Annotated in this window: 8 protein-coding genes; all 8 read left to right on the forward strand. The window is 35.0% G+C overall.

The window, feature by feature from the left end; genetic code table 11:
• Positions 1 to 69 precede the first annotated feature (69 nt).
• The 8 genes from N0824_RS04880 to N0824_RS04915 all read left to right on the forward strand — a co-directional run bounded on the left by N0824_RS04880 (position 70) and on the right by N0824_RS04915 (position 14,127).
• Positions 70 to 696: a cupin domain-containing protein gene (locus N0824_RS04880; protein ID WP_108935934.1), complete on the forward strand. Its 627-nt coding sequence runs from the start codon at positions 70 to 72 to the stop codon at positions 694 to 696.
• 48 nt (positions 697 to 744) lie between these two features.
• Positions 745 to 1,545, forward strand: coding sequence for an SDR family oxidoreductase (locus N0824_RS04885; protein ID WP_002794051.1), 801 nt, complete (start codon positions 745 to 747; stop codon positions 1,543 to 1,545).
• Positions 1,517 to 2,521, forward strand: a complete 1,005-nt coding sequence (locus N0824_RS04890; protein ID WP_233256357.1) for a putative capsular polysaccharide synthesis family protein — start codon at positions 1,517 to 1,519, stop codon at positions 2,519 to 2,521. Before N0824_RS04885 ends, N0824_RS04890 begins: the two co-directional genes overlap by 29 nt.
• Before the next feature lie 91 nt (positions 2,522 to 2,612).
• Entirely contained in the window at positions 2,613 to 5,891 is a 3,279-nt protein-coding gene (locus tag N0824_RS04895) for a non-ribosomal peptide synthetase (protein WP_108935935.1), read from the forward strand.
• A 55-nt stretch (positions 5,892 to 5,946) separates the two neighbouring features.
• Positions 5,947 to 6,723 carry an SDR family NAD(P)-dependent oxidoreductase gene (locus tag N0824_RS04900; RefSeq protein WP_108935936.1) on the forward strand — a complete coding sequence of 259 codons (777 nt, stop codon included), beginning with the start codon at positions 5,947 to 5,949 and terminating at the stop codon, positions 6,721 to 6,723.
• A gap of 80 nt (positions 6,724 to 6,803) precedes the next feature.
• Complete coding sequence (locus N0824_RS04905; RefSeq protein WP_108935937.1) at positions 6,804 to 11,276, forward strand: non-ribosomal peptide synthetase; 4,473 nt, start codon at positions 6,804 to 6,806, stop codon at positions 11,274 to 11,276.
• A gap of 64 nt (positions 11,277 to 11,340) precedes the next feature.
• Positions 11,341 to 11,949 carry a DapH/DapD/GlmU-related protein gene (locus tag N0824_RS04910; RefSeq protein ID WP_108935938.1) on the forward strand — a complete coding sequence of 203 codons (609 nt, stop codon included), beginning with the start codon at positions 11,341 to 11,343 and terminating at the stop codon, positions 11,947 to 11,949.
• A gap of 183 nt (positions 11,950 to 12,132) precedes the next feature.
• Positions 12,133 to 14,127: an ABC transporter ATP-binding protein/permease gene (locus N0824_RS04915; RefSeq protein WP_108935939.1), complete on the forward strand. Its 1,995-nt coding sequence runs from the start codon at positions 12,133 to 12,135 to the stop codon at positions 14,125 to 14,127.
• Positions 14,128 to 14,174: the final 47 nt, after the last annotated feature.

Below are 14,174 nucleotides of genomic sequence, written 5' to 3' on the forward strand. Positions count from 1 at the left end.
TGCCTTCATCACATAAAAATAATTGAGATTTAACCTCTCAATTTCATTTTGAACCTGTACCCTAAAATCATGTCTGAATTTTTCCCAATTCCCGATCCTCTTAAACTCAATCCTCATGTAGAATTAGAGGTTTTTCAATGCCAAGATACCATTTTTCAATTATACGTTATAGCTCCTAATGCTAAACTTGAATCCCACCAACATCCTGAAAGTCAAATTGGCATGGTATTCTCAGGAGAACTAGAACTGTATATTAAAGATTTGATTAAACCCTTAAGACCTTTGCAAGATGTTTATATAGCTGATGGCAATATTCCTCATGGTGCTTTTAATCCTTTATCAGAACCGATGATTGGATTTGATCTTAAACGGATTACCTCTGCTTTACCGTCAGAAGATGTTTTATTAACACTATCCAACAACCAAGATAAAATCACTCATTTACCTTGTCAATCTGTTAAGGGTTCTTGGTTTGAAATTGTCATGATGAAAATCCCTTCTGGTTATTCCATTCCCCCACATCAAGGTGAGCAAGAAGAAATCGGATTTATTTTGAATGGAAAATTAGAAATCTCCATAGAAAATGAAGGACAGTTTTTAGAATATGGTCAAATTTATTATGCTCCTTCAAAAGTTTTAAAAAAGGGATATAATTCATCGAAACAAGATATTAATTTGATTAAAATTTTAATTTAGTTCGTTTTATGATTTTAAGTTTAACCTCAAAATGCTAGGACAAAGTTTATGGATTTAGGATTAAAAGATAAAGTGGCTTTGATTACGGGAAGTAGTGCAGGAATTGGGTTTACCATTGCTGAAAAATTAGCAGAAGAAGGCTGTCACTTAATTATTTGTGGTCGCAATTCCCAACGCTTAGAACAAGCTTATCAATCTCTGGCTCAAGCTTATCCTGTCCAAGAAATTCTGCGTTTAGTGGCTGATGTCCATCAAGCTCAAGATTCTGAACAATTAATACAGGACTCTTTAAATCAATATGGCAAAATTGACATTTTAGTAAATAATTCTGAAGGAGCTAACTTTGCTGATAATTTAATTGAAAACCTTTCCGATGAAGATTGGTTAAACGTTTTTCAAGGAAAATTAATGGGTTATATTCGCTTAACCAATTTAGTGTTACCGATTATGAAAAAACAACATTGGGGAAGAATTGTTAATATCATTGGGACATCGGGAAAAGAGCCATCCCCTCGTTTAGTTAAATCGGGTGTTGTCAATGCAGCTTTAATGAATTTTACCAAATCAGTAGCTAGACAAACCGCCCCCTATAATGTTTTAATTAATAGTGTTAACCCCGGCGTTATTGATACCCCTAGACATCGAGAATATTTAGAAATTTATGCCAAAAAGCAAGGAACAACCCCAGATTTAATCCGAGAAGAAATTCTCAAAACAATTCCCATGAATCGGATTGGTACGACTGAAGAATTTGCTAATCTCGTTGTATTTTTAGCTTCAGAATGTGCGAGTTATATAACGGGAATTACTATTCCCATCGATGGTGGTTTATCCTCGTCAGCATTTTAAATTCAACCCTCCAGCATCATCAACAAGCATCATGAACACACAAACTAAACTCTCAAACCAAGCTCTTAACTATTATCCCATCGCAGATAAACAGTTTTTTCCCGTGTATTCCTATATGAATAATAGGATTAATATGTGGAATACAGAAAGAAAATTAAAACAAGAACTTCTCAATAATTCTTCAGTCATATTTGTTTATCAAATGGGGAAAGTCGGTTCAATGAGTACCTATTTGACCCTAAAAAAACATCTGCAAAATCAAGCTATTTATCATATTCATAATCTGAATTCAGAACATTTCTCAAAAATTTGGGAAACAATGCAACTGGAGAAACATTATCATGCTTTTACCTTTGGGCATTCCTGTATGACCAAATATTTAAGCGAACACATTGAGGAAATTAAAAATCAAAAAAATATTAAAATTATTACTGGAGTCCGAGAACCCATCGCCCGTAATATTTCTTGGTTTTTTCAAGTCATTCATTGTCAATCTGTTTTTCCTGAATTTTTCATAAAATATCAAGAAGGATTAATCACAATGGATGAAATTATTAAAAAATTTTGGTCTCAAAAATTTGTTTATGGAAAGCAGTTTGACTGGTTTGAAGAAGAATTGCAACCAGTTTTCGGCATTGATATCGCTTCCATTGATTTTCCGAAAGAAAAAGGTTATGCGATTGCGAATTTCCCCGACAGAAATATTGACTTATTAGTCTTAAAATTAGAAAAACTTGATTCTTGCTTAAAAGAAGCCCTAGAAACTTTTTTAGGTGTTGAAAATTTAGATTGTGAACGACTTGACCGAGCAGACTTTTTAGAAGCGGATGACTATCTCATCTATGATAATTTAAGAAAGAGTCTGACCTTTAGTGATGAATATTTAGAAGAGATTTATGATCAACCATTAGTGCGTCATTTTTACACCGATGAAGAAATTAACAAATTTAAACTCAAGTGGTCTAGTCAACGTTAAAGGTAATTCCTTCTAATTTTATCAGGTTTTTTGAATAAAATTTGATTCAAGAAACTCACGCATATTTTTATTTAATCTATTGGGAAAAACAATGGTAACACCTCAAAAATCTAAGGTTAGTAAAAAAGATATTGAATCCATTTATCCCCTTTCTCCCATGCAGCAGGGGATGCTATTTCATTCTTTATATAATCCAGAATCAAAGACGTATTTATCACAAATTCAAATCACCTTGCAAGGCAATTTAGATATTAATGCGTTCCAACAAGCTTGGCAAAAAGTAGTAGATAGACATAGTATTTTACGGACTTGTTTTGCTTGGAAAAAAACCAAACAGCCTCTGCAAGTGGTTAGAAAAAATGTCACCTTGCCTTGGTTTAATTATGATTGGCGATCGCATTATCCCGCCGAACAAGAAACTAAATTTCAGGAATTGTTAAGCTCTGATAAAAAGCAATATTTTGAATTAGATAAAGTCCCCTTAATTCGATGTCATTTAATTCAAGTCGAAGATCAAAAATATGAATTTATCCATACTGGACATCATATTTTATTAGATGGTTGGGCAACAGCAATTCTGTTGAAAGAAGTTTTCGAGTTTTACGCTGGACTCATCAACTATCGACCCGTCAATTTACCGACACCCCGCCCTTACCAAGACTATATTAATTGGGTACAACAGCAAGATCAAACTGAAGCAGAACGATTTTGGCGACAAAATCTTCAAGGTTTTACCTCTCCAACTCCATTAGTCGTTGATAAACCGTTAAATCCTCTTGTTACTCAAAGTAAAAATTATCTTCATCAAAAATCAAAACTTTCTCCAGAAATTACCAGTCGTCTGAAATTACTCGCCCAAGAATATCGCCTTACTCTTTCTACCATAATTCAAGGAGCTTGGGCTTTATTATTACATCATTATAGTAGTGAATCTGATATTGTATTTGGGGCAACCGTTTCGGGACGATCACCCAATTTTACTGGGATTGAATCGATGGTAGGGATGTTTTTAAATACCTTACCCGTTCGCATCCAAATTGAGTCTCAACTTGAATTATTAACTTGGTTTCAACAATTACAACAAGAGCATTTAGAACGAGAGCAATATAGTTATAGTTCTCTAATTGATATTCAAAAATGGAGTGAAATTCCAGCCCCTCATTCAGTTTTTGAAAGTTTTGTTGTCTTTGAAAATTTACCCTTTAGCGACAATGATAGTCAGAATTTAGGCGGTTTACAAGTCGGTGAAATGCAAGATTATGGCAATGCTGATTATCCCTTAACGGTTATTGTCACCCCTGGAGAAGCCTTAAGTATTAAAATTATTTATCCTCAAGAACGATTTGAAAATGACACCATTGAAAGGATGTTAGGTCATTTTAAAACCTTATTAGAAGGAATCGCCATTAATCCCCATCGTCGGATTCAAGACTTACCTTTATTAACGGAAGCTGAACGTCAATTATTATTAATTGAATGGAATCAAACTGCACCCCAAAAGCCTCTAAAACACTGCGTTCATCAATTATTTGAGCAACAAACTATCAAAACTACTTCAGCCATTGCCGTTGTTTTTCAAGAGCAACAATTAACCTACCAAGAACTGAATGAATCTGCTAATCAATTGGCTCATTATTTACAAAAAATTGGGGTGAGTTTTCAATCTTTAGTCGGGATTTGTTTAGAACGGTCTGTTAATATGGTAATTGCCGTTTTAGCAGTGTTAAAAGTAGGCGGCGTTTGTGTTCCCCTAGATACAACCTATCCTCAAGAAAGACTTTCTTACATCCTACAAGACACCCAAATCAAAACCTTATTAACCCAAAAAGATTGTCAATTCCTTTTAAACAGTGAAACCATTTCTCAACGGATTTTATTGGATGAACAAGGGTCAGAAATTGCCTTAGAACCCAAGACTAATCTGGACAAACCCGTGAGTTTAAAGGATTTGGCCTATATTATTTATAGTTCAGGCTCTACGGGTGTGCCAAAAGGGATTATGATCCTGCATCAATCCTTAACGAATATTATTGAGCATCATCAACTAAAAATGTCATCCGAAAGGAATTTCTTACAATTTGCTCCCTTTAATTTCGATGTTAGCTATCACGAAATGTTTGCAGCCTGGTGTTTAGGGGGAACCTTATTTATTGTTCCAGAAGATGCCCGCTTAGACCTTGCTAAATTAAGTCAATTGTTGGCAAATAACCCCATTCATAAAGCGATTTTGCCCGTTACTTTATTACAGCAATTAATTGAAACCTATAGTGAGGAAACCTACTTATTTGCTAACTTGCGTGAAATTATTTCAGCTGGAGAGCAATTACAAATTACTCCAACGATGATTTCTGTATTCAAAAAACTCGAACATTGTACCCTTTACAATTATTATGGCCCCACAGAAGCGGATATCGTTACCAGTTATACCTTTGACCCTAATCCTGAGCTTTGGCCGAAGTATATTCCCATTGGTAAACCCGCGATTAATGTGCAAGTTTATATTTTAAATTCCCATCTTCAACCCGTACCTATCGGAGTGACTGGGGAGTTATATGTTGCGGGTGGCGGTTTAGCGCGGGGTTATTTCAACAATCCCCAATTAACCAAAGAAAAATTTATTCCTAATCCCTTTAGCGATAATTCATTGCTGTATAAAACTGGAGATTTAGCTCGTTATTTACCCAATGGAGACATCGAGTATGTAGGAAGAATTGATGATGTGGTGAAAGTTAGAGGTTACAGAATTGAATTAGGGGAAGTAGAAACTATTTTAAATCAACATCCTCAAATTGCTCAAGCTGTTGCTACAGTTCAGGGAGAAACCGCCAGAGAAAAATATTTAGCCGCTTATTTTATTCCCCGTCCAGGTGAAACCATAAACCAAGTTGAATTACGTCATTTTCTTGAAAACTGGCTACCCGACTATATGATTCCCTCTGCTTTTGTTGTGATGGAATCTTTTCAACTCAGTCCTAATGGTAAAGTTGATCGAAAAGTCTTACCAATACCCGATAAAAACCCCTTATCGTTAACTCAAAATTATGTCGCTCCTCGAACTGCAATTGAAGAAGTTTTAGCAGGAATTTGGGCAGAAATTTTAGAAGTCGAACGAGTTGGGATTGAAGACGATTTCTTTCTGTTAGGTGGGCATTCTTTAAAAGCGATTCAACTGATTAGTAAAATCCGTCAAACCTTAGAAATTGAAATTTCTGTGCGTCAACTTTTTAATCACTCAACCATCAGCCAATTAACTCAAGTCATGATTGAATTAGTTGGGAATGAAGGGTTACTAAATGAAATTGCCGTAACGGTTCAAGAAATTTCCCAACTTTCACCAGAAGAAGTTCAAGCTTTATTATCTCAAAGCTGAACCTAAATGACTTAAACTTTCTATAATGGACATTGATTTAAACTGAAGGAAAAAAATGACAAATCATCTCTTTGATTTAACAGGTAAAGTTGCAATTATCACGGGTGCTGCCCGAGGAATTGGTCGGGTATTAGCGCAAGGGTTAGCACAAGCTGGAGCTAAAGTGGTAATTGGTGATATTAATCAAGTTGGTGCTGAACAAACGGTTCAACTGATTCAAGAAGCAGGAGGCGAGGCCATCGCAATTGAGACCGATGTTCGTCAACGTCAAGCTTGTCAGAATTTAATTAACCAGGCGGTTGCTCATTATAGTCAACTCGATATTGTGGTCTGTAATGCAGGAGTTGAAATTCTCAAAAACACTGATGAATTAGAAGAATTTGAATGGGATCAGGTTATTAATGTTGACTTAAAAGGTTATTTTAATTGCGCTCAACTAGCAACCAAACAAATGATCAAACAAGGAACAGCAGGTTCAATTATTATGAATTCTTCTATCTGTGCTTTCGTTGCTGTTCCCAAATCTTCAGGAGCATATAGCGCCGCAAAAGGTGGTGTCAATCAATTAGTAAAATCCCTAGCGGTCGAATTAGCTAGTCACAAAATTCGAGTCAATGCTTTTGCACCGGGGTATATGAATAATATGATGGAAGGAACAGAAGGTTTACGTTCAACTTCGGATGAAATGGACGAATTATATACTAGAATTCCCATGAAACGAACCGGAAATTTAGAAGAGTTAATTGGCCCTGTCGTGTTTTTAGCATCCGAAGCTTCCTCTTATGTAACTGGAGCAATTTTAATGGTAGATGGAGGTTATACCGCTATTTAGCATCAATAATTAAACAATTTTTAGGTTGATTTGTATCCATGGAACCAACCTAAAATCACTAAATTAAATCCTATTAAGTCATGTCCAAAATGAATGATAATTCTCAAGACAAACAAAAATTACTGAAGCTATTACTACAAAAAAAAGGAATCGGTGTAAAAACAAATACGATACCTCCTAGGGATCCATCTCAACTTGTACCGCTTTCTTTTTCTCAAGAACGACTTTGGTTTTTGTACCAATTAGAAGCTAACGGCTATACCTATAATATGCCGTTTCGCTTTCAAATTGAAGGCAATTTAGATATTGATATCTTTAGAAAAGCTTTGGAAACTATTATGCAACGTCATGAATTGTTGCGAACTTGTTTTCAAGAAGTTGACGAAATTTCCCGACAAATTATTAACCCGAAAATTCATTTAAACTTGCCTTTACTGGATTTACAGTCCTTATCTTCTACGGAACAAACCCAAGAATTAGAGCGATTAACCGAACAAGAAATTTATACTGCCTTTGACTTAACCCAAGCTCCCTTAATGCGGACTTTTTTGGTTAAATTAAAAGCTGATTCTTATCTTTTATTTTTTAGTTTACACCATTCTATTTTTGATGGCTGGTCAATGAAAGTTTTACTTCAAGAACTTTCTCGTTTATATGAAGCCTTTTTACAAAAACAATCTAATCCTTTACCCGATTTACCTATTCAATATGGTGATTTTGCCGTTTGGCAAAGACAACAGTTAAAAGGAGATAAACTCACCCAAGAAGTTAATTATTGGCAACAGCAATTAACTGGAATTCCACCCTTATTAGAAATTACCACTGATCATCCCCGTCCTCCCATACAAACGTTTAAAGGCAATAATTGTACATTTAAACTAAGTCCGGAATTAAGCCAACACCTGAAAAATATTAGCCAAACGTCAACCGCTACTTTGAATATGACGCTGTTAACGGCTTTTAATGTTTTATTATATCGCTATAGCCGTCAAGAAGATATTGTGATTGGGATTCCCAGTGGCAATCGACAGTTTCCTGAAATTGAACCCTTAATTGGTTGCTTTATTAATACCTTACCCATTCGGACTCAGTTTAAAGAAAATCTCTCATTTCAAGCTTTATTAAATCAAGTTAAACAAGTGGTTTTAGAAGCTTATGAACATCAAGATTTACCCTTAGAGAAGGTTGTAGAAGCGGTAAATCCTCAACGAAACATAAGTTATAGTCCTTTATTTCAAGTGATGTTTTCTTGGGAAGATATGCTGCACATTAATCATTTTTCAATGGCGGATTTGAAATTAACTCCCGTTAGGATTAATGCTTTAATTGCTCAATTTGATTTAACCTTAGCCATGCAAGAAACGGCGGAGGGTTTAGTCGGATCTTTTGATTATAATTGCGCGTTGTTTAATCAAGACACAATTGAGCGCATGATTACCCACTTTAAAACTTTATTAGAAGGAATTGCCGTTAATCCTGAACAATCGATTGAATTATTACCTATTTTACCTTTATCAGAACAAAAGTTATTAGCTCAATGGAATCAGACTAATATTGCTGAAAATCCAAAGGTTTGTATTCATGAATTATTTGAACATCAAGTTTTAAAAACTCCAAATGGGATCGCAATAGAATGGGACAGGGAAAAAATTACCTATCAAGACTTAAATCATCGTGCTAATCAATTAGCTCATTATCTCCAATCTAAGGGGGTTAAAATTGAATCATTAGTGGGAATTTGTTTAGAACAATCTGTCTATATTATTATCAGTTTATTGGCAATTCTTAAAGTGGGTGGTACTTATCTTGTTCTAGCTACCAATTATCCCCACGAGCGTTTAAACTATATCTTAAATGATGCTCAAGTCTCGGTATTAATCACTCAAAATACCTTCGTTAATTTATTCCGTGATCATCAAGCAGAAGTGATTTGTCTGGATACTGAAGAAAGCTCAATTGCTAGTCAAAGCAAAAACAATTTATTTAACCCTATTGAGCCAAATAATTTAGCTTATATTATTTATACCTCTGGTTCAACAGGCACTCCTAAAGGGGTTATGATTGAACATCAAAGTTTAGTCAACCATAGCTTAGGAATAATTAAAGCCTATGATTTAACAAGTCGTGATCGAATTTTACAATTTGCTTCTTTTACCTTTGATGTAGCTGCTGAAGAAATGTATCCAACTTTTTTAACGGGTGCAACTTTAGTTATGCGTCCTGCATTAATGTTCCCTTCTTTAGCTGATTTTACTCAATTTATCCAGCAAAAGTGTTTAACGGTCATTAATCTTCCGGCTACTTATTGGCATGAATGGGTATTAGATTTATCTCAAACCTTAATAACTTTACCTGAAACCCTACGCTTAGTGATTACAGGAAGTGAAGAAGTATTAGCAGAGCGATTAATATTATGGCAAAAAATACTATCAAATAGTCAACGAGAAGATATCACTTGGTTGAATGCTTATGGTCCGACAGAAGCGACGATAACCACCACGGTTTTTAATCCCAATTTGAGTCATAAAATTGCTCAAATTCATTCTGTTGCCATTGGTAAACCGATTACAAATACACAGGTTTATATTTGTGATCGCTATTTGCAACAAGTCCCGATTGGAATACCAGGAGAACTGTTAATTGGAGGTTTAGGTTTGGCCAAAGGTTATCTCAATCGCGATGATTTAACCCGTGAAAAGTTTATTACTCATGCTTTTAATTCATCAAAATATCAACGTTTCTATAAAACTGGAGATTTAGCTCGTTATTTACCCGATGGAAATATAGAGTTTTTAGGACGCATTGATAATCAAGTTAAAATTCGAGGGTTTCGTATTGAAATTGGCGAAATTGAAGCCGTATTAACTGAATACCCAGATGTCCGAGCGACGGCGGTAATTGTTAGAGAAGATCAAACAAATAATAAACAATTAGTGGCTTATCTTGTGCCAAAATATCCATCCATTGATCCTGCAAAATTGCGGAGTTTTCTCAAACAAAAAATACCAGATTATATGATTCCAGTTTTCTTTGTACAGCTTCAGGAATTGCCCTTAATGAGCAGTGGTAAAATTGATCGTAACGCTTTACCCGCACCCACCAAAATTCGGGAGCAAAAAACGATGATTACACCCCGAACAGCTACGGAAAAAATTGTTGCTGAGATTTGGCAAGATGTTTTAGGGTTAAAGCAAATTAGTATTTTTGATAATTTCTTTGACTTAGGTGGTCATTCTTTAAAAGCTGCCCAAGTGATGTCTCGACTGCGAGAAGAATTAGCTATTAATATTCCTTTAAACTATCTTTTTTCAGAACCGACGGTAGCAGGATTATCCTCTAATTTAGACTTGAATTTATCTGATGAAATTGAGAGGGATCAAATCCCAGATTGGCAAGTCGAAATTACCTTAGATACCTCCATTCAACCGCCGAATCTTGTGGCTCCCTTTCCTCAAAAACCTGCTGATATTTTGCTCACAGGAGCTACGGGTTTTCTCGGAATTCATTTATTAGCTGAATTGTTGGACAAAACAGAAGCTAATATTCATTGTTTAATTCGAGACAAAAGTTTAGAACAAGCTCAAGCGAAAATTTACCAGAAATTAAAAACCTTTCAATTATGGGATGAACAGAAAAGCTCTCGTATTATTCCTGTTATTGGTGATTTATCCCAAAAACGTTTAGGAATGTGTGAACCTGATTTTCTGGAATTAGCTAATCAAATTGATGTGATTTATCATAATGGAGCTTGGGTGAATGCTATTTATCCCTATTCAATATTGAAACCCACTAATGTTTTAGGAACAGCAGAAATCTTGAGATTAGCCTGCTTAATTAAAACCAAACCTGTTCATTTTGTCTCGACGATTTCTGTTTTTTCCCCCAGTTATGCTCAAGGAAACTTAATTCAAGAATCTGATCCCCTGGGTATAAATCATGGACTCAATGCCGGTTATACTCAAAGTAAATGGGTTGCCGAAAAATTAATCATGGAAGCTGGAAAACGAGGACTTCCGATGACAATTTTTAGAGCGTCTCGAATTATTGGACATAGTAAAACCGGAATTTGTAATAGAGAAGATTTGTTTTGTCGTATGATTAAAGGCTGTATTCAATTAGGAATGATTCCTGATTTTGGCGATAGTACAGAAGACCTCACTCCTGTGGATTATGTCAGTGGTGCAATTGTACATTTAGCCAGTCAAGAAACCTCTTTAGGGAAAGCATTTCATTTGTTGAATTCTCACCCAACCTTAAATCGTGAGTTATTTGATTGTGTTCGGGAAATGGGTTATCCGTTGCAGTGTGTTTCCTTGGAAAAATGGCTATCGCATTTAACAGAACAATGTAAAATTAATACAGATAATGCTTTATCTCCGGTGTTAGATAATTTTTCAGATGAAAATTTATCCGCAGGTTATCCCCCCCAGTTTGATGCTCAAAATACGGTAATGGGGTTAAAGGGTACAGCCTTTAATTTTCCCAAAATTGATGACAGATTGTTAAAAACTTATTTTGAATATTTTACTAAAAGTGGGTTTTTAACACAATAAATGTCGATTTTATCACACCCCTAAATTCAAAAATCCAGATCATAAATTCCACGAAATCAATCTTATGTTTAACTTAAAACATCAATTATATTTATTAATTTCAAAATTCTTAGAAGAACAAGAACGGATCGAAAAACGTAAACGACTTTCTGAAAATGCCACGTTTCACAGTTCAGTCAAATTTATCGGAAAGTGTGAAAATTATAGGGGAGATAAAAGTTTAATTACTATCGGAGAAAATACCATAATATTAGGTGAATTGTTTTTATTTACTCATGGTGGAAAAATAGAAATCGGTAAAAATTGTTATATTGGTGAGAAAACTCGAATTAGATCAGCCAATTCTATCAAGATTGGAAACGAAGTTATAATTTCCGATGATGTCAATATTTATGATACCGATGCTCATTCATTAAATTATGTTTTAAGACAGAAAGAATTTATGGAAGTCGTCATTTTGAATAATCTGACTAAGGATGCTAAGGATATTGATATACAATCTGCACCCGTGGTGATAGAAGATCATGTTTGGATTGGATTTAATGTTGGTATTCTTAAAGGAGTTACGATTGGGAAAGGAGCAATTATTGGAGCAGGTTCGGTGGTGACACAAGATGTAGAACCTTTTACTGTTGTTGCTGGTAATCCTGCCAAAATTATCAAACGATTATGAATCTGATCCAATGCCTAAACAATAGGTTAATATTGATTACTGATATGTAAAAAATCTAGAAAATAGTAGTAATAGAATTTGTGATAATAATGCAGATTTTTATGGTATGCTGAATTAGTGTCTAACTCAATAGATAGACCTTAAAAGTTCTAATGTACCCCATTTTAGAGTAAAGAGAATCCTATGAATGTTGCAGAAAAAACCTCAGACAGCATGAATCTCAAGGAAGAGACTCGAACTTTCAATCAATCTCTTCAAGAATTTTTAAGATTTATTCAAGTTTATTGGTATCCTAAAGAACACCAGGATAGAGCTTTTTCGCAGATTATTCGTTCCTGGGGAATGCTCGTTTTATTGTTTTTATTATTAGTGGGAGTAGTAGGTCTTAATGCGTTTAATAGTTTTGTTTTTAGAGACTTAATTAGCGTCACAGAAGCTAGGGATGCAGAAAAATTAACTCATTTTGTCATTATTTATGGGATTACTCTAGGCAGTATGACGTTTTTCACAGGATTGTCTAGGTTTCTTAAAAAACTAATTGCGCTGGATTGGTATCAATGGATCAATAGTAGTATCTTGCAAAAATATTTTAAAAATCGTGCTTATTATCAAATTAATTTTAAAGGGGATATTGAAAATCCAGATCAACGTTTATCCCAAGAAATTCAACCCATTGCCAGAACAACGATGGACTTTTTAACAACCTGTGTTGAAAAAGTTATGGAGATGCTGGTTTTTATTGTCATCCTTTGGTCAATTTCTAAAACCATTTCTATTGTGCTTCTGGTTTATACGATTATTGGAAATATTCTTGCCACCTATATTACTCAACAACTAAATAAAGTCAATAAACAACAATTAGAAATCGAAGGAACCTATAAATACGCCATTACTCATGTTCGGACTCACGCTGAATCAATTGCATTTTTTAGAGGGGAAGAAAAAGAGTTAAATATTATTCAAAGAAAGTTCAATCAGGTGATTAAAATCATGATTGAAAGAATTAATTGGGAAAGAACCCAAGAATTTTTTAACCGCGGCTATCAATCCATTGTTCAAATCTTCCCCTTCTTAATTGTTTCCCCATTATATATTAGTGGTGAAATTGAGTTTGGACAAGTTAACCAAGCCAGCTATTGTTGCTATTTCTTTTCCACAGCTTTATCCGTGTTAGTGGATGAATTTGGACGCTCCGGTGAGTTTATTAATTATATTGAACGTTTAGAAGAGTTTTACCAAGCTTTAGAGGGTGTAAGCGAACAAACCAACCCAGTTAATACCATTAAAGTCATTGAAGATAACAATCTAGCTTTTGATGATGTCACCTTACAAACTCCCGATGCCGCTAAAGTGATTGTCGAACATTTATCACTGTCCGTTGAACCAGGGGAAGGTTTATTAATTGTTGGGCCAAGTGGTCGAGGAAAAAGTTCTCTTTTACGCGCTATTTCTGGGTTATGGAATACAGGTACAGGTCATTTGGTGCGACCTCCCCTCGACGATTTATTATTTTTACCCCAACGTCCTTATATCATTTTAGGAAACTTGCGCGAACAGCTAATTTATCCTCAAACGACAACGGATATGAGTGAAACCCAATTAAAAGAAATCTTACAAGAAGTTAACCTGCAAGATGTTCTTAATCGCATCAAAAATTTTGATGAGGAAGTGGATTGGGAAAATATTTTATCCTTAGGAGAACAACAACGTCTAGCCTTTGCGCGACTATTCGTTAATCAGCCAGATTTTGTGATTTTAGATGAAGCCACCAGTGCTTTAGATTTAAAAAATGAAGATCATTTATATAAACAGTTACAACAAACTGGCAAGACCTTTATCAGTGTCGGACATCGAGAAAGTTTGTTTAACTACCATCAAAAGGTTTTGGAACTTTCCGAGGATTCTACTTGGCGCTTAATGACGATGGAAGACTATCATCCATCAGCAGCGATTGCAACTCATTCTAACAATGACCAAACCGTTGATGAAACGATAGAAATTGTCTCTGAAATGAACAATCAAGACAATTTTACCCATCAAGAAATGCAAAAACTGACCAACTATAGCTTAAGTACGATCAAAAATAAAGCCAGTCGAGGTCAAACGATTATTGCCAATGATGGCATGAGCTATCGTTATGACAAAACCCTTGATATTGCCCAATGGGTGAGAGTTTAGCTTCTCAGGGAGCTTCGAGCGAACTTAAAAAGGCATATTGCCGCAGT

This window comes from Microcystis sp. 0824 (genome assembly GCF_003112475.1).
In the GTDB taxonomy this organism is placed as follows: Bacteria; Cyanobacteriota; Cyanobacteriia; order Cyanobacteriales; family Microcystaceae; genus Microcystis; species Microcystis aeruginosa_C.